Below are 24,251 nucleotides of genomic sequence, written 5' to 3'. Positions count from 1 at the left end.
CGCGGGGTTCGGCCACGTCCGTCAGGTTAGATGACACCTTCCTTGGCGTACACCATCCGCAGCACGAGACCCACTTCCGGCCCCATCACGGTCTCGCACAGCTCGCAGTACGTCGCGACAAATGCCGGCCCGTGCGGTGGCCCGTCGGTGCACAGGTGATGAGCGAGCTCATGCAGCACCACCAGTTCCCGCAGTGCCCAGGTGGTGTCGCGCTCGGGAACCGCGATCACGGCCGCGCCGTCGACCAATTCGTAGTGCGCCGCGGTCGTTCCACGCCGGGCGCGTACGGTGACGGGCGCCGCGCCGACGCGTGCGAGCACCTCGTCGACGTAGCGCTGTACCGACTCGACCGAGCCGAACTTCGCCTCCGGCGGCAGGGTGAGTGACGTACCGAAGAAGTCGATGGCGCGCGAACTGTGTTGCGCCGCACGGTCGAACATCGTCCGTACGAACTGTTCGGCGGCGTATACCCTGGCCCGCTGGGTGTCTTTGGCTGTCACTTCTCCAGCGCGCCGCGGGCGCCCGACAACTCCTGGCTCGGCCCCAGCCGGGCACGTTTTCCGGCCCGGTCCCCGGCTCTCCGCGCAGCCGACGAGTAGCCGGCCGACGCACTCGTGGCGCGCCACGTCCCGCGGGCCTGCGATGCCTCGCGGTAGAAGCTCCTCAGCTCGAGATCCTTGTCCCGCAACGCGATTGCAGTTCCTGGGCGATGCGCCTCGTCGACCTCGCGCTTAGCCTCCTCACGGGCCTCCGACAGGCGCTGGCCGATGCGCGCACCGAATGCCAGCTGGAAGTTCAGCCGCGCGGTGATCGTCGGGGTGGGCCGGTGTGCGCCGGACGCGATGTAGGCCTCCGACGCCTTGACCATCTGCAACACCAGGCTGGCGTAGAGCGCGTGTGTGGCGTCGATGTCCTCGGCGAAGCCGTACGCGTAGACGAACGTGGAATTCGACGCCACATCGCATTTCACGTCGTTCGCCAGCCCGATCACCACGAACAGCTGCACGTAGGTACGCAGCCCTTTGGTGCCGGCCTGGCCGATCGTGATGGTGCGCTGCACGGGCATCTGCGACTTGGTGCGCTCCGCCGAGTGCGCCCGGGCCAGCGCCAGGTCGATCGACGTCGCGGTTGCCAGACGCTGCGCGGCCGCCATGAACGCCTCGGCCTCGTGCTGGTTGTCGGTGCCCTCGGCCTGACGCAGCAGCGCCGCGATACGCGCGAGCATCTTGTCGTCAGACATGGCGCGATCCGCTCCGCTTCTCGCTGAAACTCATGGAAACAACCTAGTGAGAACCACCGACATCACTTCGACACGAAACCCGTCAGCGCATCGACGACCTGGGGCGACAGCGGCGCCGGCTTGCTGTAGTTGGCGATGCTGTCGGTGGGATCGTCGCGCAGGATGTGGTTGACGCCTTTGAGTTCGACGACGGTGAGCGCGGTGTGTTTCAGCGCGTCGATGAGCGGCCGTTCCGCCTCGCAGGTCGCTTGCTTGTCGACGTCGGAACAGGTCAGCAGCACCGGCATCCCGTCAGGCAGCTTCGCGGCCAGTTCCAGCGGGTCGATCTTGTCGGCCTCCACGACCGCGCTCAGGTTGCCCGGATTGACGATCGCGCTCAAACCCTGGGGCAGATTGGACGGCAGCGTGCCTTTCGTGCGGATCTCCTCGACGGCCGCGAGCCAGGACGTCAACGCCTCGGGATTGCCGTCGGTGCGCACCCGATTGGTGATGATGTCGAGGTAGCGGCCGGGCAGTGGCTGAAAGAGGCCGAGGGAGTGGACTTTCGGGTCACCCGCGCCGGCCAGGGTCATGGCGTGGATGGCGCCCTCGCCGACCGCGTAGATCGACAGCTTGCTGTCGTCGGTGTCGGGTTGATCGGCCAGATAACGCAGGGCGGCGGCCGCGCCCGTGGTGTAGACGGCGCTTGTGACGTCGGTGGGCTTCTGCTCGTACGGGCCCAAGCCGGTTTCGCCGGTACCGACCTTGTCGTAACGCAGGGTCGCAACACCCTTGTCCGACAGCGTTTCAGCGAGTTGGCGCATGTTGCCGATGGGGCCGACGACCTTGTTGTCGCCGTTGCGGTCGGTGGGCCCGCTCTCGGACAGCAGCAGCGCCGCGGGGCCTTGCTTACCCTCATGGCGATAGGTGCCGTGAATCGTGAGACCGTCGGCTTCGAAGCTGACGTCGCTGTCGGACCAGCCGACGGGCTGCTCGGCCTCCTGCGATCCGCAGGCCGCCAGGACGAGCACTGAAAACAGTGCCACCGCAATCTTTTTCACAGGTGTGTCTCGATCCAGGAAGTGACGTCATCGAGGACAACGGCCTTCTCGGGCTCGTTGAAGACCTCATGGAACAAGCCGGGATATACCTTGAGATGCACATCCTCGGCGGCGACGCACTCGACGAGCAGCCGGCTACCCGCAACCGGGATCAGGCGGTCCTTCTCGCCGTGCACGACCAGCAGCGGCACGCCCAGCGCCGACGCGCGTCGGGGCATGGTCTGCCCCACGCCGATCAACGCCCGCGCGATGCCCGCGGGGAGCCGGCCCTGGTAGACCAGCGGGTCGGCCTTGTACGCGGCCACCACCTCCGGATCTCGCGACACGGCATCGGCGTCGAGTTTCTCGACCGGAAGTCCAGGCGCGATCTTGCCGAGCACCTTGGCCGCGACCACGAGCACCGGTGATAACCCGTCCTGCGCATGGACGGCCGGCCCGGACAGCACCATCGCGGAGTACTCGTCGGGGTATTCGACTCCGTAGGCGAACACGATGCCGCCGCCCATACTGTGCCCGAGCACGATGCGCTTGAGAGCGGGGCGCTGGGCGGTCGCGATGCCGACCAGCTTGCGGAAGTCGCCGACGAATTCCGACATGTCGCGCAGATAGACGCGCTTACCGCCGGACCGGCCGTGCCCGCGATGGTCGAGGGCGTAGACGATCAAACCCGCGGCGCCGAAGCGTTGCGCAACATGGTGGTAGCGGCCCGCATGCTCGGCGTAGCCGTGGGACAGCACGACCACCCCGCGCGGTTCGACGTCGGGGGTCCAGACGTCGTAAACGATGCGTACGCCACCGACACCGGCGAATGTCTGTTCACTGCGCGTGCTGGTCACCCTGGCGAGCGTAGTGGCGGCGGGTCAGTGCAGCACCGCCCGACCGATGAGGAAGACGACGAACAGACCGAACAGCCCGAAGAACGGCGCCCCGAAGACGTTTTTGTTGCGCATCGCGCCATAAACCATGGCCCCGCCCGTGGCCAGGAGGACGACGACGATGCCGATGAGCACGGTGAGGATTGCGGCTTCTTCGTGGTAGCTCGCGTCGCATGCCGCGTCATAGCACGCGTCGGTGGACATTCCGAAGGCCAGCGCAGCGATCATGAACTCGACGTACGCAACGGGCAGGAGCAGCACAAACAGCACAAAACCCGCGATGTTCCAGCCGCTCACCGACCGCTCGGACATTTATCGATCGTAGTTGTCGGTGGCGCTGCGTAAGCTCACGAATGTGACCGTCCTCGCACACCGCCTCGACGACGACAGTCCGGCCGATGCCTTCCTGGCCGACGCCCAGCGCTACCGGCGTGAGCTGCTTGCACACTGCTATCGGATGACCGGTTCGCTGCACGACGCCGAGGATCTGGTGCAGGAGACGTACTTGCGCGCGTGGAAGTCCTATAAGGGCTTTCAGGGCAAGTCCTCGGTGCGTACATGGCTGTATCGCATTGCCACCAACACGTGCCTGACCTCATTGGAGGGCCGTCAACGCCGGCCGTTGCCGTCCGGCTTGGGCACGCCGAGTTCGGCCGGCGCCGACGAGATCGCCGAGCACCACGAGGTGCCCTGGCTGGAGCCACTTCCCGACGACTCGACCGATCCGTCCAACATCGTCGGCTCGCGCGAGTCGGTGCGGCTCGCATTCGTTGCCGCGCTGCAGCATCTGTCACCGCGGCAACGGGCGGTTCTGGTGATGCGCGAGGTATTGCAGTGGAAGGCCGCCGAGGTCGGTGACGCGATCGGAGCGTCGACGGCCGCGGTCAACAGCCTGCTGCAACGGGCGCGGGCGCAGCTCGACGCGGTCGGTCCCACCGAGGACGACAAGATCGAAGCGCCGGAGTCGGCCCAGGCACAGGATCTGCTGAGCCGCTACATCGCGGCGTTCGAGGCATACGACGTCGACAAGCTGGTCGAGTTGTTCACCGCGGAGGCGATCTGGGAGATGCCGCCGTTCGACAGCTGGTACCGCGGTCCGCAGGCCATCGGCGATCTGACCCGCCACAAGTGCCCGGCCGAGAAGGCCGGCGATATGCGGTTCATCCCGACCACCGCCAACGGTCAGCCCGCGGCGGCGCTCTACATGCTCAACCGCGACACCGGCACGCATGAGGCCTTTCAGATCCACGTCCTCGACATCACTCCCGACGGCATTTCGCACGTGGTGGCCTTCATGGAGCAGTCGCTGTTCGAGAAGTTCGGATTGCCTGCCTCGCTCTGAGTGCCCACTGGCCAGTTATGTCACGCGATCACCCGGCATACGTGCAGTAACTGGCCACTGGACACACCTCTTGCCGGCCTCGCTCTAGGCGTTGTTGTAGGCGGCCTGCAGTTTGGCGATGTCGAACTTGCCCATGGTCGACATCACTGCCGCCATCAGCCGCTCCTCGCCCGCGGAATCACCCTTGGCCAGCAGCTCGTAATACTCGGTCGGGGTGATCTGCCAGGACAACCCGAACTTGTCCTTGAGCCAGCCGCACGGTTGTTCCTGCCCGCCATCGACAAGGGCGGCCCAGAGCCGGTCGAGCTCGTCCTGTCCGGTCACCCGCACCTCCAGCGACACGGCCTCGGTGAACTTGAACTGCGGACCGCCGTTGATGCCGACGAACCGCTGGCCGCCGAGTTCGAACTCGACCACCAACGGCACATCCTGCGGCGACGGCGAGTTGGGCTGCGCAGCGATCCTGTTGGTGATCCGGCCGTTTCCGCCGAACGCGGCGATGTAGTGCTCGGCGGCCTGTTCCGCTTCACGGTCGAACCAAAGGTTGGGGACGATGCTGGCGTTGATTTCGGTCATGGTGGGTAGACCGGGCGCGGGCGCTTTTTTCATCGCCCAGCGGCCACCTATGCCACGCGATCACCCAGAATCCGTGCAATAACCGGCCACTGCGCGCCGCGAACCTGCAGGGCCTCGCATGTGCGGGCGACGATCACATGTGGACGGTGCCGCAGTATGTCGGAACTGACCCGGATGGTGATCCAACCCTGCGCCGCGAGTTCGGCGTACCGGTCGATGTCGTTCGTCCGCACCGCGGGATCCGTCCAGTGTTGGGCACCCTCGTACTCCACACCCACCTTGAATTCCTCGTATCCCATGTCGATTCGGGCGCACCGCCTGCCCAGGAAGTCGCCCGGGACGACGATCTGCGTGCGCGGCCTCGGCAATCCCGCATCGATGAGAACCAGGCGCGTGCGGCTTTCTGGTGGAGACTCGGCACCACCGTCCATCAACTCGAGTACCTCGCGCAGTTGGACCAAACCGCGCGCGCCTCGATGCCGCTGCAACAGCGGCACGACGTCGGCCGCGCACACACCGGTCGCTTGTCCGAGCGCATCCAATCGGCTGACGGCCCAATCTCTGCCGTGGCGCCGCCCGAGATCGAAAGCCGTCCGCGCCGGCGTGGTCGCCGGGATGCCGGCCAAGACACGCGTTTCATCGTCGGCCAACTCGTCGCGGTGGATGAGGATCCCGTCGACCGGCTTCCCGTTTCGTCGGTACAACTCGGCGGGTTCATTTCCGTCGATCCAGCGGGTGCCGTACAGAGCCGCAGCCGAGAGGCCCGCCAACGTCGCCCTTCGCCCCGACCACAGCCACGCTGCCACCGCACGCGTGGCTGCCGTCATCTCAGTTCCCTTCCTGAGGTAGACGTTGCGGTAGATCGCGTCGTGTCGGCTCGCCAATGTTCGTCTGGTCAGGCTGCCCGCGCCCAACGCCTCGGTCCCGAGAATCGGTCTGTCCATGCCGGTACCGTCACGACACGGCCCGACGAAGACACCCCGAGGACCGTGCACTGGCCCATGCGCTGTGGATCGACGCCAATCTGGGGACAAACTTCGGCCCAGTGGCCACCTATGCCACGGAAAAGCAACTTCGGCGTATCACAGCTGGCCATCCGGCAGAAGAAGGGCAAGCAAATGAATCTGCAGCTAGACGCCCAGTCCTGGACAAATTTGTAACGTGTTCTATTATCGCAACTCATGAAGACCAAGGGCGCCCTGCTGTGGGAACTCAATTCGCCGTTCAAGGTCGACGAGATCGATCTCGGTGACCCCGTCGCCGACGAAGTACAGATCCGGATGCATGCCGCGGGCATGTGCCACTCCGACTACCACATCACCACGGGCGCCACGCCCATCGGCTTGCCCGCGCTGGGCGGCCACGAAGGTGCGGGTGTGGTCACGAAGGTGGGCAAGAACGTGACGGGCATCGAGGAGGGCGATCACGTCATTCTCGCCTTCATCCCGGCGTGTGGCGTGTGTCCGCCGTGCCTGAAGGGCTTCCGTTCACTGTGTGATCGCGGCGCGGTCCTGCTCGGCGGCAAGGCCATCGCCGACGGCACGAGCCGTATCCACGCCGGCAGCCACGAGGTCTCGCCGATGAACCTGCTCGGCACGTTCGCGCCGTACATGACGGTGCACAAGGACTCGGTCGTCAAGATCGACAAGGACGTGCCGTTCGAGACCGCCGCGATCATGGGCTGCGCCGTGCCGACCGGTTTCGGTTCGGCCACCAACGTCGCCGATGTGAAGCCCGGCGAGACGGTCATCATCGTCGGCGTCGGCGGCATCGGCATGAGCGCTCTGCAGGGCGCGGTCATCTCGGGCGCCAAGCACGTAATCGCGATCGACCCGAACGAGTGGAAGCGTGAGCAGGCCCTCAAGTTCGGCGCGACGCACGTCTACCCGTCGATGGCCGAGGCCATCGCGCCGATCATCGACGTCACCTACGGGTTGATGGGCGACAAGGTCATCATCGCGGTCGGTGAGATGAAGGGCGAGTACATCGAAGAGGCGATGATCCTGACTGCCAAGACCGGTACCTGCGTGGTGACGGGCATGGGGTCGATGATGGACGCCGACGTCAAGCTCAACCTGTTCCTGTTCACGATGTTGCAGAAGACGTTGAAGGGCAACATCTTCGGCGGCGGCAGCAGCCACGTCGAGACGCCGCGCCTGGTCGCGCTATACAAGTCGGGCCTGCTGAACATCGACGACATGATCACCCGGACCTACAAGCTCGAGGACATCAACCAGGGCTACCAGGACATGTTGGACGGCAACAACATTCGCGGTGTAATCCGCTTCGACGAGTCGGACTGGTAGGCCTCACCGCGACAGACCCGTCACCCGGGCCATGGCGTCGAATCCGTCGTCGGTGCCCGGCCAGTGCGCCCGGACCGCGTCGAGCCCGGCGTGTCGCACGACGCTGCGCAGCACCACCGAGACGATGATGGCGTCGTCGGCGTAACCGAGGACGGGGATGAAATCGGGGATCAGGTCGATCGGCACCGCCAGATAGACGACCAGCAGCGCCAGCCGGACGCGCACGCCGCGGGGTAGTGACTTGTCGGCGGCGAGGCGTGGGATGAGGCGCAGCAGGTCCGGCAGTAGCCGCAGCGCTTCGGCGAGCAGATTGCCGCGCGGGCGCATGACGAGCAGGGCGATGACCAAAACTACCCAGCTCAGCAGCAGGGCGGCGGTAAGGCCGATCAATGTGTTGACCCACCAGGTATCGGCCATGTGACGATCATGGCCGATACCCGGCGAGCACAGGAATTACTTGGGTGGCATCCGAATGCCGCCGTCGACGCGGACGACTTCGGCATTCATGTACGAGTTGGTGATCAGCTCGATAACCATCGAGGCGAGTTCCTCGGGCTTGCCGAGGCGGTGCGGGAAGAGCACCGACTCGCCGAGCTTGGCCTTGAAGGCTTCGGACGCCTCACCCTCGCCGTAGATCGGGGTGTCGATGAGTCCCGGGGCCACGGTGTTGACCCGGATACCCACCGCGGACAGATCGCGGGCGACCGGCAGCGTGAGACCCACGACGCCGCCCTTGGACGACGAGTACGCGGCCTGGCCGATCTGGCCGTCGAAGGCCGCGACGCTGGTCATGTTGACGATTGCGCCACGCTCGCCGGTGTCGGTGAGCTCGTTGCGGCTCATCGCGGTGGCCGCAAGCCGGATGCAGTCGAAGGTGCCGACGAGGTTGATCGCGAGCACCTTCTTGTAGGCATCCAGGTTGTGCGCCGACGCGAACTCGCCGTCCTTGCCGATGGTGCGCTGGGCCCAGCCGATACCGGCCGAGTTCACCAGGGCACGCAGCGGACCGAGCTCGGTGGCCTTGTTGACCGCGGCCTCGATCTGGGCGGTGTCGGTGACGTCGACGCTGACGAACGCGCCGCCGATCTCCTTGGCGAGGGCCTCGCCCTTTTCAGCCTGCAGGTCAGCGACGACGACGCGCGCTCCCTTGGCAGCCAACTGGCGGGCGGATGCCGCGCCGATACCTGACGCGCCACCGGTGACGATTGCGCTAGCTCCGTTGATATCCACGACGACAGATTAGGCGCCAATCGACCGGTTGGTCAGGCCACCCCGTCGGTAGGCTGGGCGGCATGGCCCCGACCGTCGATATCCGACGCGCCGACGACCGCGGTGTCACGACGACAGACTGGCTGCAGTCACGGCATTCGTTCTCGTTCGGCGACTACTACGATCCGGCCAACACCCATCACGGTCTGCTGCTGGTCAACAACGACGACATCGTCTCGCCTGCCGCGGGTTTTGACACCCACCCGCACCGCGACATGGAGATCGTCACGTGGGTGCTGGACGGTCAACTCGCCCATAAGGATTCGATGGGCAACTCTGGAGTGATCTATCCCGGCCTTGCGCAGCGAATGTCGGCGGGCACCGGGGTGCAGCATTCGGAGAAGAACCGGTCATCAAGCGAGCCGGTGCATTTCGTGCAGATGTGGGTACTACCCGATGAGGCGGGCGTGACGCCGGGCTATCAGCAGCAGGAGATCGAGCTCGGTAGCGCCCTGACCCCCATCGCCTCGGGCGCCGTCGACGCGGCCGTGACGCTGCACAACCGCAACGCGACCCTGCACGGCGCCCGCCTGCAGGCCGGTGACTCCGTGGAACTGCCGCACGCCCAGTATGTGCACCTCTTCGTCGCACGCGGCAACGTGACTGTCGAGGGGGCGGGCCCGCTCTTTGGCGGAGACGCCGCGCGGCTCACCGGCTCGGGTGGCCAACGGATCGTCGCCGACGACAAAGCCGAGATCTTGGTCTGGGAGATGCATGCGAGTCTCGCTGGGGCGTAAGGCATTAACGGTTGCCGCTGCGGTGATGCTCACCGCGTGCGGGGCGAACACCGAGAGTCCGCCCGCGGCGCAGCCGCCCACGACGACAACACAGCCACCAACCGGCTTGTCCCCGGCAACCCTGCGGGTACCCGGCGATCTGGCCGAGGCACCGCTCGACGAACCGCGCCAGGCTTTGATCCCAGCGGGTTGGACGATCGAGGTCATCGCGCGTGTCCCCAAGGCGAGGATGCTGACGTGGGCACCCGACGGGGCGCTGCTGGTGTCGGTCCCGAGCACCGGGCAGGTCCTCACAGTGCGCCCCGAACAGCAGACCTTGCTGGATGGGCTCGACCAACCGCACGGCATGGTGTTCGCGGGCTCCACGCTGTACGTCGCCGAGAGCGACCAGATCGACGCATACGACTACGTCGACGGCAGGGCCGTGAACCGGCGCACGATCGCCGGCGATCTGCCCGACGCGAAGAGTCCCGACCTGCACGGCGCCTATGCCCACGCACTCAAGAGCGTCGTCGTGGGAAGCGATGGCGCGGTGTACTTCTCGATCGGCTCGACGGGCAACATCTCCGCCGAGGACCGCACGGCCACTCCGCCGCGCGCGACGATCATGCGGGTGCCGCCCGGCGGCGGTCCGGCAGAGCCGTTCGCGACCGGTGTGCGCAACGGGACGGGCCTTGCGTTCGCCCCGGACGGCTCGTTGTGGACGGCGGTCAACAACCGCGACAACGTCGCCGACCCCGAAGGTCGCGTCGTGCAGTCCTACGTCGACGAGCATCCGCCGGAATCGATCGCGAAACTCACCCAGGGACGCGAATTGGGCTGGCCGTACTGCAATCCCGACGGCGCACCACCCGCAGGTTTCATCCGCGACGTCCAGACCAACCCCGACGGCAGCCGCATGGACTGTGCCGCACTCGAACCCGTCGAGCAGACCCTCGGTGCCCACTCGGCCCCGCTGGGCATGGCTTTCGGCGAACTGCCGGAGCCGTTCGGGCCGGGCGCGCTCGTGGGTGTGCATGGCTCGTGGAACCGTGAGTCGCCGCGCGAGCCCGACGTGTCGTTCTTCGCCTGGCGCGATGGCACGTTGGGCCCGCAGCAGACGTTGGTCGGCGGCTTCCAAGCCGAGAACGGCCTGCGTTGGGGCCGCCCGGTCGCTGCGGTCACCGGCCCGGACGGCGCGGTGTACATCACCGACGACTTCGCCGGCGCGGTGTACCGGCTCGCGCCACCATGATCGGGAGGATTGACGAACTGTGTCTGCGACGGTCGACGACTACTCATGGTGGAGCGCTTGGCGTCCGGCGTGGGCAGAGGCGCACTGTGTGACGCTGGTCAGTGACATCACGCCTGACGGCCTCGTCGGCGCACTGGCCGCTGATCGGCTGACCGAAGTGGACGGCATCGACGCCCTCTACGAGCATGTTGTCGAGGGCTGGCCCGACGACTATGACCCGTCGCAGGCATTGATCGGCATCGCCGACGTCGATGGCGGATGGTCCTTGATCGCCGAGATGAACGGCTACGCCGGCGTCACGGAGAGCGTGATCGAGCCTGTGTCCGGTGACAGAACCGTCGTCTCGCACTTCCGCAATGTCAATGCAGTGCACCGATTCCACTGGTGGCGCGACGGTCGGCTGGTGGTCGATTTCGATCTGCTGTTCCCCACCGAGCGGTTCGGAGCCGAGCCCGATGCGCTGCTCGACGACATCCGTGGTGTCGGGATACCGCTGGACGCCGATCCGGCTGACATCGCCGACGTCGACCTCAGCGCGGCAGGCTTCGCGCTCGCGCAGCGGATCACCGGCGTGGCCTGCACACCCACGCTGTTCGAGAACAGCCGGTTCGTCGTCGCGACCGTGGCCATACCCGGGTAGCCGTAACATCGCCGATGTGGCCGACCAACAGCTGCGTGATCTCAAGCTGCTGCGCCGGGTACGCGACCGGATCGACCGGGAGTACGCGCAGCCGTTGAACGTCGAAGCGCTCGCGCGCGGCGTGAACATGTCGGCAGGCCATCTGTCGCGGCAGTTCAAACTCGCCTATGGCGAATCCCCGTACTCGTATCTGATGACCCGCCGTATCGAGCGGGCGATGGCCCTGCTGCGGCGCGGCGACATGTCGGTCACCGAGGTGTGCTTCGCGGTCGGCTGTTCGTCGTTGGGCACGTTCAGCACGCGCTTCACCGAACTCGTCGGCGTGCCGCCGAGCGTGTACCGCCGCGACGCGACCGATGTGACCGCAGGTATCCCGTCCTGCCTCGCCAAGCAGGTCACCAGACCGATCAGGAATCGAGAAGCTTCGGTCTCGGGCTCGCCGCTAGCGTGACCGGCATGGAAATCACGATCAACGCAAGCTTCCTGCCCCACACCGACCCTGAGGAGTCCCTGGCGTTCTATCGCGATGCCCTCGGCTTCGAGGTCCGCAAGGACGTCGGCTACGAGGACATGCGTTGGATCACCGTCGGACCTGCGGGCCGCCCCGACATGAACATCGTCCTGACTCCACCCGCCGCCGACCCCGGCATCACCGACGACGAGCGCCGCGTGATCGCCGAGATGATGGCCAAGGGGACCTACGCGAGCATCATGCTCGCGACCAGCGATGTCGACGGCCTGTTCGAGAAGGTTCAGGCCAGCGGCGCCGAGGTGATGCAGGAGCCGACCGACCAGCCCTGGGGCGCCCGCGACTGCGCGTTTCGCGATCCCGCGGGCAACACCGTCCGAATCCAGGAGCTGCCCTGAATGACCCACGCCGCTGACAGCCACGACCTGATCCGGGTCACTGGCGCCCGCGAGAACAACCTCAAAGACGTCAGCATCGAACTGCCGAAGCGTCGGCTGACGGTGTTCACCGGGGTGTCCGGCTCGGGCAAGAGCTCGCTGGTGTTCGACACGATCGCCGCGGAATCCCAACGGCTCATCAACGAGACTTACAGCGCGTTCGTCCAGGGCTTCATGCCGAACCTGGCGCGACCGGAGGTCGACGTCCTCGAGGGGCTGACGACCGCGATCATCGTGGACCAGCAGCGCATGGGTGCCGACCCGCGGTCGACGGTCGGCACCGCCACCGACACTGGCGCGATGCTTCGAATTCTGTTCAGCCGGTTGGGTGAACCACATATCGGCTCACCGCAGGCATTCTCGTTCAACGTCGCCTCGATCAGCGGAGCCGGTGCCGTCTCGTTCGAGAAGGGTGGGCGGACGGTCAAAGAGCGACGCGAGTTCAACGTCGTCGGCGGGATGTGCCCGCGATGCGAGGGCCGGGGCGCGGTCAACGACATCGACCTGACCGCGCTCTACGACGACACGAAATCTCTCAACGAGGGTGCGCTGACCATTCCCGGCTTCAGCATGGAGGGCTGGTACGGCCGGATCTTCAACGGCTGCGGGTTCTTCGACCCGGACAAGCCCATCAACAAGTTCACGAAGAAGGAGCTGGACGCACTCCTGTACAAGGAGGCGACCAAGCTCAAGATCGACGGGGTCAACCTCACGTACCTGGGGTTGATCCCGCAGATCAAGAAGTCGTTCCTGTCCAAGGACGTCGAGGCCATGCAGCCGCATATCCGGGCCTTCGTGGAGCGTGCCATCACGTTCACCACGTGCCCGGAGTGCGACGGCACTCGGCTGTCGGAGACCGCGAGGTCATCGAAGATCAAGGGCGTCAACATCGCCGATGCGTGCGCCATGCAGATCACCGACCTCGCACAGTGGATCGGCGGGCTCGACAAGAATGCCGAAGCGAAGTCCGTCGCACCGCTCGTCACGGCCCTGCAGCACACTCTCGACTCGTTCGTCGAGATCGGGCTCGGCTACCTGTCGCTGGACCGCCCGGCAGGAACGCTGTCGGGTGGAGAAGCCCAGCGGGTCAAGATGATTCGCCATCTCGGGTCGGCCCTCACCGATGTCACCTACGTCTTCGACGAGCCGACCATCGGTCTGCACCCCCATGACATCGCGCGGATGAACAACCTGCTGCTGCAGCTGCGCGACAAAGGCAACACCGTCCTCGTCGTCGAGCACAAGCCCGAGACCATCGCCATCGCCGACCATATCGTCGATCTCGGGCCCGGCGCAGGCACCGCGGGCGGCGAGGTGGTCTTCGAGGGCACCGTCGCCGGCCTGCGGAAGAGCGACACGATCACCGGCCGCCATCTCGGCTATCGGGCCACACTCAAAGATTCAGTGCGGGAGAGCAACGGCGCATTGGAGATTCGCGGCGCCGCCACGCACAACCTGCGAGACGTCGACGTCGACATCCCGCTGGGAGTACTGGCGGTGATCACCGGCGTGGCGGGATCCGGGAAGAGCTCGTTGATCGACGGCTCGGTGGCAGGCCGCGACGGCGTGGTGTCGATCGACCAGAGCCCGATCCGGGGTTCGCGGCGCAGCAATCCGGCCACGTACACGGGATTGCTCGACCCGATCCGTAAGGCGTTCGCGAAGGCCAACGGCGTCAAACCCGCTCTCTTCAGCTCGAATTCGGAAGGCGCGTGCCCAGCATGTAACGGCGCGGGTGTCATCTACACCGAGCTGGGTGTCATGGCCACCGTGGAGTCCACGTGCGACGAGTGTGAAGGCAAACGATTCCAGGCGTCGGTTCTCGAGTACAGACTCGGCGGCAGGAACATCGCCGAAGTGCTCGCGATGCCGGTGCACGAAGCGACCGCATTCTTCGCCGACGGGGATGCGAAAGTGCCTGCCGCGCAGAAGATCCTGGACCGCATGGCCGACGTCGGGCTCGGCTATCTGACGCTCGGCCAGCCGCTCACCACCCTGTCGGGCGGCGAGCGCCAGCGCCTCAAGCTGGCCGCGCAAATGGCGGACAAAGGAGATGTCTACATCCTCGACGAGCCGACCACGGGCTTACATCTCGCCGACGTCGAGCAGCTCCTTGCGCTGCTGGACCGCCTCGTGGACTCCGGCAAGTCGGTCATCGTCATCGAACATCATCAGGCGGTCATGGCGCACGCCGACTGGATCATCGATCTGGGCCCGGGCGCCGGGCACGACGGTGGGCGGATCGTGTTCGAAGGCACCCCGGCCCAGCTCGTCGACAAACGCTCGACGCTCACCGGCGAGCATCTGGCTGAATACGTCGGCAGCTAACTGTTATTCACGCCGTCGGCAAAGTCGGAATCGGCGCGATGCTCAACCGTGACTGCGCTGTTACGAATGTTGACAGAGTTACCTGTGTGGTTATTGTGTAATTCGTGTCTGGCCTGGCAAAACTGCTGCAACGTGTGATAGCGGGTACCGCTATCTTCGCGATGTGTGCTGCCGTCGGGACGAGCGGACCGCCGGCCGCCAGGGCCGAGGATGCCAAGGCGTTGCTGCTCGGCGCGATCGCCAACACCAAGGGCGCCTACCTCGTCTACAACTTCGGTGGGCAGTTCGCGGCACCATTTCTGACCGCCGACGGCCGCGCATACACCCTCAACGGCGGCGGTCACCTGATGACCATCAAGAACGCGTCCAGCCGGCTCAACCCGCGGCTGCTCGTCGACACCCACCAGGGCTACCAGTCACGCTGTGAACGCACACCGGGCGCGCGGACCGGCGAAGGGCTCTGGCAGGCGTCGGAAACCTATGCGCCCCTTGCCGCTTGGCAGGTGCTGGGCCAACCGATCATGGCGGTCAACGCCAACTTCTTCGACGTCCGCGGCCAAAGAGGCGGATCGTGGCGCGATACGAAGTGCAGTTCGCCACTGGGTGCTTACGTCGACAACACCCGCGGCCAGGGCCGCGCCAACGTCGCGGTGACCGGCACGCTGGCGTACGCAGGCAAGCAGGGCCTGTCCGGAGGTAACGAACACTGGTCGGCACTGGCGACCATGATTCTTCCGGTCGGCGGCGCACCGTACGTGATAATGCCCAAGGGCGACAACGACTATGACGCGGCGTCGCCGGAAATCCAGCGGCTTCTCGATCGCGGCGCCAGGTTCGTGGCCGTGGCCGGGATCGGTCTGCTCGCGCCGGGAGAAACCGGTCAGCTCAACGACAACGGCCCCAGCGCTGCGCGCACCGCAGTCGGCTACAACCGGGCCAGCGACCAGCTTTATGTCTTCCAGGGCGGCAGCTACACGCCCGACAACATGCAGGATCTGTTCCGCGGCCTGGGCGCCGACAATGCGGTACTGCTCGACGGCGGCGGCTCGTCGGCGATCGTCCTGCGCCGCGATACCGGCGGCATGTGGAGCGGCGCGGGCTCGCCGCGCGGAAGTTGCGACACGCGTCAGGTGCTGTGCGACTCGCGAGAGCGTGCATTGCCCAGTTGGCTTGCCTTTACGTAATACTCAGGATTCCAGCCAGAGGTCCACACCGACGCTTGCGAAGATGTAGAGCAGCGTCCCCCAGGCGTCTTCGCCGAGTGCGGACTTCACGTGTTTGTAGGACGTCATGACGAATCTGAACTTGCCGTCTTCGGGTGTGCCGAATCCGCCGCGCAGGCAGTCCGCGAGCGCGTCGAGATTGGAACCGAAGTAGCCGTCGGCGCCGTTGACCGCGCGGCCGATCTCGGTGAAGAAATCCGCCTTCGACCCGACCTTCGACCCGTCGATCCGATACGTCTTCACATGCCTCCGATCAGGCAGAACGACTCGTAGTGATCCTGGGTGTAGTAATACTCCGCCGGATTGTCCTGCGGCGTCCCGCCGGTGACGATCCGGCGCTTGCCACGGTGGCTCAGTCCCGGCGTGGGAACGGTGTATTCGCGGTAGTAGCCTCTCTCGTGGTCGGGCAACCGGCCCTCGAAATTGCCGAACACCACACCGTCGTTGCGCGGGTACGGGAAAGGGCCACCGGCCTCGATGAGGTCGACGGTTTCGGCGACCTGTGGCGGCAAGCTGTCGAGACTGCACGTACCGTCGGCCGCGGCGGTGTCCGTACCGGAGTGACAGCCGACGGCGATGATGCAGAGCGCTGCCGCCAGGCCGGTGCCTATCCTTCGCCGCACCGCCACGACGCTAGCAACAAATGCCCGGTATCCGCAGGGTCTCGTGGGACCATCGGTTCTTGAGTGAATAGAGTTACCACACCCTCGGACATCACAGCCCGCCGCGACGCCACCGCGAGCGGCCGGGACCACCTGTCCCGCAAACAGTTTCGGCCCGATATCGAGGGCCTGCGGGCGGTGGCCGTGGTGGCCGTCGTGCTTTTCCATGCGGGTGTGCCGGGTCTGCAGGGCGGCTTCATCGGCGTCGACGTGTTTTTCGTCGTCTCGGGGTTCCTCATCACCGGCCTGCTGTGGCGCGAAGCGTCGCGTGCCGGCACGGTGCAGTTGACGAAGTTCTACGCCGCGCGCGCCCGCCGCCTGCTACCGGCCGCGGCCGTGGTGCTCGTCGCGACGTCGGTCGCGGCCGCCGTGCTGCTGCCGCCGTTGCAGGCGCGCAACGTCTTGGGTGACACCATCGCGAGCGCGCTCTACGTCGGCAATTACCGATTCGCGGCCGAGGGCACCGATTACCTCGCGGCTGACACACCGCCATCACCGCTGCAGCACTACTGGTCGCTGGGAGTGGAAGAGCAGTTCTACCTGCTGTGGCCGGTGTTGATCCTGGGCACCGCCTGGCTGTTGACGCGTCGCGGCCGCAACACTGGATCGCCGCTGCCCTACGTCGGTGTGCTGGCAGTCGTCGCGGGCGCGTCATTGGCCCTGTCGCTGGCCTGGACGCGCACGATGCCGGCGTGGGCGTTTTTCTCCTTGCCGACGCGAGCCTGGGAGCTGGCCGCGGGCGGTCTCATCGCGTTGACCGCGGCGAGCTGGCGCAAGCTGCCACCGGTCTGCGCCGCCATCGCCGGATGGGGCGGACTCGCTCTGATCGTCGTCACCTGCATGCAGAACGGCGGGTCGACGCCGTACCCGGGCACCGCCGCCCTGTTGCCCGTACTGGGCACCGCGTTGGTGATCGGCGCCGGGTGTGCGACTCCCGAACTCGGCGTGGGCCGACTGCTGGCCAAACCGCTGATGCGCGCGGTCGGCCGGCTGTCCTACTCGTGGTACCTGTGGCATTGGCCGTTGTTGTTGTTGGCCCCCGCGCTGTTTCGCACCGAGCTCGGCGTGGCCGGCCGGTTGGCGATGGTGGTGATGGCACTCGGGCTGGCCATCCTGACGCTGCACCTGGTCGAGAACCCGGCCCGGTTCGCGGCCGCTCTGCGAGCCTCGGCCTGGCGCAGCCTGGCGGTCGGAGCCACGGCGACCGCAGCGGCGGTGTGCGCGGGCCTCGTGTTGTTGGCAGCGCGTCCGGTGCCGACCGGTCCGGGTCCGGAGGCGGTACCGGTTGCCGCTGTCGAAGCGCCGGCGTCGCCTCAAAATCGGATACTGACACCGCAGGAACAGTTGCGCGCCGCGGTCGCGGCATCGACGGATCTGCGGGCGGTGCCATCGAATCTGTCGCCGCCGTTGGATGACATCACCAAACCCGAGCCGTTCGTCAACGGGTGCGTGGTGACCTGGAAGGACGTCTCGCTGCCGGAATGCGTTTCCGGCGACGCCGGTTCGACGACGACCGTCGCGTTGATCGGCGACTCTCACGCCGCGATGTGGCAACCGGCGTTGGAACCCGTTGCACAGCAGAACGGTTGGCGGCTGGAGACCATGGCCAAGGTCACCTGCCCGTTGATGAAGCTCCCGATCGTCAGTCCATATCTCGGCCGCGAGTTCACCGAGTGCAAGCAATGGCGGGCCGCGGTGCTCGCCAAAATTCAGAAGGAGCGGCCCGCGCTCGTCGTGCTGGACATGGTCCGCCGCTACGGGGCCGACTTCGGCTTCGTGAGCTACGACCGCGCCTGGTTGGACGGGTTGACCGCTTTGGTGTCACAGCTGAGCGGTACGGGCGCACGGGTTCTCGTGCTCGGCCCGGTCCCCGACCCGCACTCCACGGTCCCGACCTGCCTGTCAGGGCACATGGATGATGTCACATTCTGTACGCCGGATCGATCGAAGGCGATGAATGCCACCGGAATTGCGGCCGAGGCGACAGCTGTGCAGGCGGGCGGCGGCCAGTACGCCGATCTCAGCGAGTTCTTCTGTACGGACACCCGTTGCCCGGTGATCGTCGGCAACACCCTGGTGTTCTTCGACGACAACCACATCACGGCCGAGTACGCGCAATTGATGACGCCGATCATCGGTCAGTACACGGAGAGTGCGCTCGCCCGCAACTAGAACGCGGCCACCCGCGACGTGAACGCGCCGTGGTAACTCATCGGCAGGTTGAACGGCAACCACGCCTCCGCGATCGGTCCGGCATCGATGTGGGGTGCATCGAACACCATGAGCCGACTGCGGTGCTGCGCTTCGTCATACCCGACCGTCAGAACCCAGCCGTCCTCTTCGGCGGAACTACCTGGATGGGGCACGAAAATCGGTTCGACCAGTTTGTTATTGGGCGGGCAGTAGGTCTGAACCGTGCCGTCGGCGTGGTCGAACCGCCCGATGCCCTCACCACTGTCACTGGGCGCCGTCACGTACGTGATCCGGTGGGGTTGGGTCGAGCGGCGCTGATCGATCTGCGGGAACTCACAGCCCAACTCGGCCAGCGGTTCGGAGGTGACCCGGTCGTCGGCGGTGATCCGGAATCGCGTCATGCGCACGGCTTTCGGCTGTTCCTCCGGCGCCACCTCGGCATACATCTGGGACATGTCGGTGCGGATGTCGGACACCCACGAATGCATGCCAGTGAACGTCTCCGGCGCGAACCGGGGAAATTCCACCACCACGTCCGAGCCTTGCTCGTAGGCGTTGGCGTAGTGCCACATGTAGAACGGATCGGTCTCGATGACGCGGACACGGCCGCCGTCGCGCGGGGCGAGGATGAAGTACGAGGGTTCGTCCTTCTTGAATTGCATGGCATCCCAATATGTCTTGTGCCCGAGCAAGGCCCACGGATTGATCCGCAGCGGGCTGACGACGAAGATCGCGTACCTCGGTGTCAACGCCATGTCGTGCACCAGCCCCATGCCAGGCATCGGCACCGCTCGAAGGTATCGCGTGACGCCATGGCTGTCGGTCTCATACAGGCGCAGTCGGACCCGAGGGATGGCTTCACCGACGAGCTCGCGCAGGCGCCGTATCCGCTCGGACCTGTTGGGCGCGTTGCGGACATGGCGCAGATCGATGCGTGGAAAGTACGGCTCGAAACCGAAGTTGACCCGGGAATCCTTGACCGCGTCGTACGTATGGTGCGCGGAGTACGCGCCGATCGGCCCTTTCAGCACCCGGTCCAGGCTGCACAGACCGATGGTGTTGAGGGTGTCGAGGTCCATGGCGTGCGGGCGGCCGGCCTCCCACAACGTCAGCAGCTGATCTCTGCCGATGAGGACATTCGTGTTGGCGGTGTTCGCCGGCAGGCGCAAGGCATTCGCACGTATGCCGCCGGGCCGCTGGTAGTCGAATCCCCGCTGCACCATCTGCCCCGCGGCTGTCGTGCGCAAGTAATGCTTCGTTCGGACGAAGCGATTCTTGAACCGCACTCCGGAGCCGTCGATCGCGAACGCGGTCACCATGCCGTCGGCGTCAAAAATGCTCTCGACGCGCGACCGGCCGACGTTCCACCGTCCGGAGCCATTGCGGTACAGCGTGCCGGTCAAGCCCTCGGGCAGTTGGCCGGTGATCTCGGTGACGGACAGGTCGTACTCGCCCGGCACGTCTTCCCAGTAATGCGACGGTCCATCCAACTCAGGTGACACAGGAGCAGCCATAAAAGACATGGTGTCTTTTATGGCTGCCCTCTGTCAATAGCGTCGACATCGAACGGGCTGAAGGGCAGTGCCGCGCCACCGTCCCAGCACAACGTCGTCAAGTGCTCGACGAGTTCGGCACGCGGCATCGATGAACTGCGAATCCACCATTCCGCGGTCACCGTCGCGGACCCGACGATCGCACGCGCCCACGGTGCGGCAGCCGCAGTGCTTGCGCCGCCGGCCGCCAATGACGCACTGAGCATCGCCTCGACCGCACCGGCCAGCGCCTCGTGCACGTCCAACGCGCGGTACAGATTCGGTTCGTCCTGCATCCACTGGCAGATGACGTCGAAGAACAACTCCATGCGGCGGCGCAAATCCGTTGAGCCGTCGGCACGTTTCGTGATCTTCGCCAGCAGCCTGCCGGCTTGGCGCTCACTGAGCGCGGCGAGGATCGCCGCCCGGTTGGGAAACACCGCATAGACAGCCGACCGAACGAATCCCGCCTCGCCTGCCACCTCCGCAATACCGACCTCGGGACCGTTCGCCCGGATGGCCCGCTCGGCCGCGTCGAGCAGATCGGAGCGTCGCTGCTCTACATCGACACCGGGGCCGGCGGGCCTACCGCGCCCGCGCCTGACTGAAGCCACATCACGAATCGTAGTGAGGGCTCCGCCGGCATCACTCCGAACCATCGCCCTCGCTACCCGCGTCCGCGCTTTCACTCTTGTCCGTCTTGTTCTTCTTGTCTGCGCCGAGTTTCTTCTTGACGTCCGCACCAACCTTGTCGGCAGCCTTCTTCAGACTGTCACCGGCCTTCTTGACCGCGTCGCGCACGGGCGCTTTCCGCTTGGCGTCTGCATTGGAAGTCGTTGTGCTGCTGGCCTGATCGGACCCATCGCGCACCTGAGCGAGCAATTTCCCGACGCTGCGCTGCACGTTGGCCAGGCCTTCCTGGGTGACCTCCGGTTCGTCCGGCAGTTGCGACTCGACAGCAGTCAGCACCTGTGACACCCCGTCACCGACATCGCGACTGACGTTTCGGATCGTCGTGCCCGGCGCAGTCAGGACCTGCTCCACAGCGGCGTCCTGTTCCTCCGTCAGTTCGATGTCGAAAGTGTCGATGACGTCATCCTTCACTCGGATCAAGCTGTCACTCAGCTCATCTCCGAATCCAGCGCCCAACGCGGCGATCAGATCACCCGGCAGTAGCGCGCGCTGTTCGCGGGTGAGGGTGCGGGTGCCGAACAACGTCGGCTCGCCGAACTCGTCGAGCGTGCGCGTGTACGTACCATCCGGATTGCGCACCACGTCGGTGTAGGCGATCTTGACCAGCATGTCCAAGGCCGGTTCGAGTGCGTCTGCCAACGGCGTGTTGATGTCCGTGTTCCCCGTCGCCAGCCCGATCAACTGGGCAGGCAACCGCATGGGCGCCAGCAGCGGCAGTTCGTCGACGGGAAGGGTGTAGTAGACCGTGCCATCCTCGCCGACATATCCGCCCTCACCCAGGTTCTCGAAGTCGACTCCCGTGAGAAGGTTGGTCAGGAACAGGGCCGACGCCACCGAGTTCGCCCACGCGATCGGGTTCGCAGTCGCGGGCGCGTCGGAGAACAGATCGTATTGCCAGCCGATGTCGGCTTTGAGCGTGATGACGATGGGCTCCCCGTCGGCGTTCTCGATCACCGTCTGCAGGTTGCCGAGCTGGTCGATGCTGATGTCACCGCCAGTGAGCAGATCGCGGATCAGATCCGGGTCCACGCCCTCCGGCAGCACATCCTGACGTTCGGGACTCACCGGATTGACGCCCGTGAGCTCCTCGTAGAGCGGTGCGAACCGCGCATACAGACCGCCGTTCGCGCGACCCGGATTTCGGACCAGGACAAGCGAAAGCACCGTGACATCGATGACACCGCCCGGCTGCGTCACCTCATACTCGGGAGGCTCGCCGGCCTCCGGGTACTGCGGTGTGGGCAGCGGAGTTGGCAGATTCTGGGTCGTGACCGTGACGAGCGTGACCTGACCGTTGGGTCCCACGATGGCGATCTGGCGCGGACCGGTCTGCGGTACGCCGACCTCGTACGGGTCATAGCCCTCGTGCGTGGCACCCTGAACACTGTCGATGAAGGCTTGGTATGCCGTCCCCGCCGCGATCGCGCCGTCGCCGTAGGCGATCAAGTTGACGTTGGTCAGATAGGCGGTCCAGTTGAGAATCGGCGCAAGCGCGCCCGCGTCACCGTGCTCGAGAGCGTATGCGAGGTAAGCGAGTTGACCCGCCGTCGGCAAGGTGCCGAGGTTACTGGGCGACACCCACTGACCCGCCGTCTGCGTCGTCCAGAAGCCCGGTTCGACAATCCCGAAATCGGGCACCGTGATGGTCTGCGGAATATCGGCGACGGCGGCGAGCGCCTTGTTAATCGCGCACTGTTCGCGGTTGGACAAGCCCCGACAACCGCCGAGGAAGGACCACAGGTTGTACGCGACGGCGTACGCGGCGTCATAGGCCGGTTGGTAGGCGGGGTTCGTTTCGGTGTGCGAACCGGTCTGCCCGACGACCGGCAGGGTGTAGGACGGCACACCGTCGATCCACGTCACCCACACGGGCTGGAGATCGACTTCGCCGATACCCCAGGCGATGAGCGGGTCGTCGTCCTTGGCGCCGACAATGGCATTGTTGATCGCGCGCGGATCCGACGGCAGCGTCGACCCGCCGACCGGCAACCAGTCCGGAAACCCGATGAAGTATGTCTCGCTGTTTGCGGCATTTGCGAACGCCGGCGTGAGCCCGACTGCGAGCGCACTGGCGGCGATGCCACCCATGAGGCTGATCTTCTTTGCCTTCGCCCGGTCGAGGCGCCGTCGGCCGGCGCGAGCGGTTTCATGGCCCGGTTGCTGTTTGCGCATTTCATTGCTCCGCTCTCAGGTTGCTCTCAGGTGGCGCTCGGGACGCTACTACCGTGAATATGATTTGCCGTAAATTTTCGCTGACGTCAACCGGCAGTACTTCAGTGAGCAAAGACATGGTGTTCGGCGGCTACGGATTCATTGCTGTAGGCCATTCAGACCTTCATCCCGTTGCGAATCCGCAAACCACAGACAATCTCGTTCGCCGATGCCGTGGGTAGCTCGCAAATCTGTCATGGATATACGAACTCAGCCATCAGAACTGGCCGACAATGCGCTCGGGACATACTCGCCAAATGGTGGCAATATGCACTTCTAGCAAAGAAACCACCGGCCTCGATCCAATTCCGTAGAAACGTTGCTACGGATGTGAGTTAACACGGCGCGAGCGGAGCAGTGCCGGAAAAAGCTGGCGGCGTGGAACTCTCACGCCCTACGGAATCCGAACGGCAAATCTGAATCTCACTCACTGGCCGCCTCCAGGTTTTCAGCACATCGCAGCAGCCACCCCGCCAGCTGGTGGCGGGCGGACCCGGGGAGTCCACCCAGCATCTCCGCTTCGACGCCGAGGACCGCGGTGTGGGCTGCCGCCAGCCGGCGCCTGCCGGTGGGTGTCAGGCGCAAGCCTCGGGCACGCCCCCTCGGCGGCGCGTCATCATCTTCGACCAGGCCGGCGGATCGCAGCCCGCGCATAACGTCCTGAAGTGATTGCCGCGTCACAAAACACAGCCGCGCCAGCTCTGACGCGGACGCGGCGGGGTGATCGGCGAGCGCGCGAAGCACCGCGTACTGCGCCATAGACAGATCGGTGGACCGCAGCGCGGCGTCGCACCGCCGCCGAAGGGCTTGTTGCACCCGCTTGACGAGATATCCGACACCAGTTTCGACGTCCACCTCCGACATGGCAGGAACCTTACATCGGTGCTAGGTTTGCATGTAAGGAACCTGACATAGGAGAGATGCGATGACGACGATCCAAGAGCACAGCTCGTGCGCGACCTTGATCAATGTATTCACGGTCGAACCCGCACGGTGCCGCGAACTGGCCGATCTTCTGCGAACAGCCACCGAAGATGTCATGCGCCATGTACCGGGATTCATCTCCGCGAACATCCACGTGAGCACCGATGGCACACGCGTGACCAACTATGCGCAATGGCAAAGCGCCGCGGCATTTCAGGCCATGCTCGCCGATCCGACCGCACGCGAGCACATGGACAAGTGCGCCGCAATCGCCATCAGCTACGACCCCCACCTGTACACCGTCGAATCGGTGCACCACA

At 65.5% G+C, this 24,251-nt stretch carries 26 protein-coding genes; 11 read left to right on the top strand and 15 right to left on the bottom strand.

Features of this window, described 5'->3' with window-relative positions:
* Positions 1-26: 26 nt before the first annotated feature.
* The 5 genes from ACRCUN_RS33620 to ACRCUN_RS33600 all read right to left on the bottom strand — a co-directional run bounded on the left by ACRCUN_RS33620 (position 27) and on the right by ACRCUN_RS33600 (position 3,467).
* Positions 27-500, bottom strand: coding sequence for a TIGR04338 family metallohydrolase (locus tag ACRCUN_RS33620; protein ID WP_462145926.1), 474 nt, complete (start codon positions 498-500; stop codon positions 27-29).
* Complete coding sequence (locus tag ACRCUN_RS33615) at positions 497-1,240, bottom strand: DUF2786 domain-containing protein (protein ID WP_462145925.1); 744 nt, start codon at positions 1,238-1,240, stop codon at positions 497-499. The genes ACRCUN_RS33620 and ACRCUN_RS33615 overlap by 4 nt, the downstream gene beginning before the upstream one ends.
* A gap of 62 nt (positions 1,241-1,302) precedes the next feature.
* The gene (locus ACRCUN_RS33610; protein ID WP_462145924.1) at positions 1,303-2,280 is read right to left on the bottom strand and encodes an alpha/beta fold hydrolase; all 978 of its coding nucleotides are present in this window, start codon (positions 2,278-2,280) and stop codon (positions 1,303-1,305) included.
* Positions 2,277-3,116 (bottom strand): alpha/beta hydrolase, encoded by an 840-nt coding sequence (locus tag ACRCUN_RS33605; protein WP_462145923.1) that lies wholly within the window; start codon positions 3,114-3,116, stop codon positions 2,277-2,279. The genes ACRCUN_RS33610 and ACRCUN_RS33605 overlap by 4 nt, the downstream gene beginning before the upstream one ends.
* A 24-nt stretch (positions 3,117-3,140) precedes the next feature.
* The gene (locus tag ACRCUN_RS33600; protein ID WP_462145922.1) at positions 3,141-3,467 is read right to left on the bottom strand and encodes a hypothetical protein; all 327 of its coding nucleotides are present in this window, start codon (positions 3,465-3,467) and stop codon (positions 3,141-3,143) included.
* Between the two features lie 13 nt (positions 3,468-3,480).
* On the opposite strand from ACRCUN_RS33600, the gene ACRCUN_RS33595 reads away from it, so the two are divergent.
* The gene (locus ACRCUN_RS33595; RefSeq protein ID WP_462145921.1) at positions 3,481-4,497 is read left to right on the top strand and encodes a sigma-70 family RNA polymerase sigma factor; all 1,017 of its coding nucleotides are present in this window, start codon (positions 3,481-3,483) and stop codon (positions 4,495-4,497) included.
* Between the two features lie 84 nt (positions 4,498-4,581).
* Here the strand turns inward: ACRCUN_RS33595 and ACRCUN_RS33590 are convergent, their stop codons facing one another.
* Both ACRCUN_RS33590 and ACRCUN_RS33585 read right to left on the bottom strand, forming a co-directional pair.
* A complete protein-coding gene (locus tag ACRCUN_RS33590; RefSeq protein WP_462145920.1) occupies positions 4,582-5,106 on the bottom strand; it encodes a VOC family protein in 525 nt (174 codons plus the stop codon).
* Between the two features lie 14 nt (positions 5,107-5,120).
* A complete protein-coding gene (locus tag ACRCUN_RS33585; protein ID WP_462145919.1) occupies positions 5,121-6,017 on the bottom strand; it encodes an endonuclease domain-containing protein in 897 nt (298 codons plus the stop codon).
* A 237-nt stretch (positions 6,018-6,254) separates the two neighbouring features.
* Between ACRCUN_RS33585 and ACRCUN_RS33580 the strand changes: the two genes are divergently transcribed.
* Positions 6,255-7,379, top strand: a complete 1,125-nt coding sequence (locus ACRCUN_RS33580; protein ID WP_462145918.1) for an NDMA-dependent alcohol dehydrogenase — start codon at positions 6,255-6,257, stop codon at positions 7,377-7,379.
* 3 nt (positions 7,380-7,382) lie between these two features.
* On the opposite strand, the gene ACRCUN_RS33575 is transcribed toward ACRCUN_RS33580, so the two are convergent.
* Together ACRCUN_RS33575 and ACRCUN_RS33570 are read right to left on the bottom strand one after the other, a co-directional pair.
* A complete protein-coding gene (locus ACRCUN_RS33575) occupies positions 7,383-7,796 on the bottom strand; it encodes a YkvA family protein (protein WP_462145917.1) in 414 nt (137 codons plus the stop codon).
* 36 nt (positions 7,797-7,832) lie between these two features.
* Positions 7,833-8,609, bottom strand: coding sequence for an SDR family NAD(P)-dependent oxidoreductase (locus ACRCUN_RS33570; protein WP_085150174.1), 777 nt, complete (start codon positions 8,607-8,609; stop codon positions 7,833-7,835).
* 62 nt (positions 8,610-8,671) lie between these two features.
* Here ACRCUN_RS33570 and ACRCUN_RS33565 point away from each other — a divergent pair, with 62 nt between their 5' ends.
* The 7 genes from ACRCUN_RS33565 (at position 8,672) to ACRCUN_RS33535 (ending at position 15,677) form a co-directional block, all read left to right on the top strand.
* A complete protein-coding gene (locus tag ACRCUN_RS33565) occupies positions 8,672-9,385 on the top strand; it encodes a pirin family protein (RefSeq protein ID WP_462145916.1) in 714 nt (237 codons plus the stop codon).
* The gene (locus ACRCUN_RS33560; protein WP_462145915.1) at positions 9,363-10,619 is read left to right on the top strand and encodes a PQQ-dependent sugar dehydrogenase; all 1,257 of its coding nucleotides are present in this window, start codon (positions 9,363-9,365) and stop codon (positions 10,617-10,619) included. The genes ACRCUN_RS33565 and ACRCUN_RS33560 overlap by 23 nt, the downstream gene beginning before the upstream one ends.
* Before the next feature lie 19 nt (positions 10,620-10,638).
* On the top strand, positions 10,639-11,259 hold the full coding sequence (locus ACRCUN_RS33555) for a DUF6461 domain-containing protein (protein WP_462145914.1): 621 nt from the start codon (positions 10,639-10,641) through the stop codon (positions 11,257-11,259).
* Between the two features lie 7 nt (positions 11,260-11,266).
* Positions 11,267-11,710, top strand: coding sequence for a helix-turn-helix transcriptional regulator (locus ACRCUN_RS33550; RefSeq protein WP_462145934.1), 444 nt, complete (start codon positions 11,267-11,269; stop codon positions 11,708-11,710).
* A gap of 5 nt (positions 11,711-11,715) precedes the next feature.
* Positions 11,716-12,126 (top strand): VOC family protein, encoded by a 411-nt coding sequence (locus tag ACRCUN_RS33545; RefSeq protein ID WP_067848885.1) that lies wholly within the window; start codon positions 11,716-11,718, stop codon positions 12,124-12,126.
* On the top strand, positions 12,127-14,493 hold the full coding sequence (locus ACRCUN_RS33540) for an ATP-binding cassette domain-containing protein (protein WP_462145913.1): 2,367 nt from the start codon (positions 12,127-12,129) through the stop codon (positions 14,491-14,493).
* A 161-nt stretch (positions 14,494-14,654) separates the two neighbouring features.
* A complete protein-coding gene (locus tag ACRCUN_RS33535; protein WP_462145933.1) occupies positions 14,655-15,677 on the top strand; it encodes a phosphodiester glycosidase family protein in 1,023 nt (340 codons plus the stop codon).
* A gap of 3 nt (positions 15,678-15,680) precedes the next feature.
* Here ACRCUN_RS33535 and ACRCUN_RS33530 read toward each other — a convergent pair whose 3' ends face one another.
* Both ACRCUN_RS33530 and ACRCUN_RS33525 read right to left on the bottom strand, forming a co-directional pair.
* Positions 15,681-15,959: a barstar family protein gene (locus ACRCUN_RS33530; RefSeq protein ID WP_462145912.1), complete on the bottom strand. Its 279-nt coding sequence runs from the start codon at positions 15,957-15,959 to the stop codon at positions 15,681-15,683.
* On the bottom strand, positions 15,956-16,327 hold the full coding sequence (locus tag ACRCUN_RS33525) for a guanyl-specific ribonuclease (RefSeq protein ID WP_462145932.1): 372 nt from the start codon (positions 16,325-16,327) through the stop codon (positions 15,956-15,958). The genes ACRCUN_RS33530 and ACRCUN_RS33525 overlap by 4 nt, the downstream gene beginning before the upstream one ends.
* Before the next feature lie 75 nt (positions 16,328-16,402).
* Here ACRCUN_RS33525 and ACRCUN_RS33520 point away from each other — a divergent pair, with 75 nt between their 5' ends.
* Positions 16,403-18,550, top strand: a complete 2,148-nt coding sequence (locus ACRCUN_RS33520) for an acyltransferase family protein (protein WP_462145911.1) — start codon at positions 16,403-16,405, stop codon at positions 18,548-18,550.
* Here the strand turns inward: ACRCUN_RS33520 and ACRCUN_RS33515 are convergent.
* The 4 genes from ACRCUN_RS33515 to ACRCUN_RS33500 all read right to left on the bottom strand — a co-directional run bounded on the left by ACRCUN_RS33515 (position 18,547) and on the right by ACRCUN_RS33500 (position 23,871).
* The gene (locus ACRCUN_RS33515) at positions 18,547-20,085 is read right to left on the bottom strand and encodes a carotenoid oxygenase family protein (RefSeq protein ID WP_462145910.1); all 1,539 of its coding nucleotides are present in this window, start codon (positions 20,083-20,085) and stop codon (positions 18,547-18,549) included. The two genes, ACRCUN_RS33520 and ACRCUN_RS33515, sit on opposite strands and share 4 nt — an antisense overlap.
* 17 nt (positions 20,086-20,102) lie before the next feature.
* Positions 20,103-20,717, bottom strand: coding sequence for a TetR/AcrR family transcriptional regulator (locus ACRCUN_RS33510; RefSeq protein WP_462145909.1), 615 nt, complete (start codon positions 20,715-20,717; stop codon positions 20,103-20,105).
* A 31-nt stretch (positions 20,718-20,748) separates the two neighbouring features.
* A complete protein-coding gene (locus ACRCUN_RS33505) occupies positions 20,749-22,968 on the bottom strand; it encodes a PE-PPE domain-containing protein (RefSeq protein ID WP_462145908.1) in 2,220 nt (739 codons plus the stop codon).
* Between the two features lie 462 nt (positions 22,969-23,430).
* Complete coding sequence (locus ACRCUN_RS33500; RefSeq protein WP_462145907.1) at positions 23,431-23,871, bottom strand: MarR family winged helix-turn-helix transcriptional regulator; 441 nt, start codon at positions 23,869-23,871, stop codon at positions 23,431-23,433.
* A 61-nt stretch (positions 23,872-23,932) separates the two neighbouring features.
* Between ACRCUN_RS33500 and ACRCUN_RS33495 the strand changes: the two genes are divergently transcribed.
* On the top strand, positions 23,933-24,251 hold a 319-nt coding region (locus tag ACRCUN_RS33495; protein ID WP_462145906.1), incomplete at its 3' end, for an antibiotic biosynthesis monooxygenase family protein.

The organism is Mycobacterium venezuelense (assembly GCF_054919535.1).
This window is presented reverse-complemented; position numbering and strand designations above follow the sequence as displayed.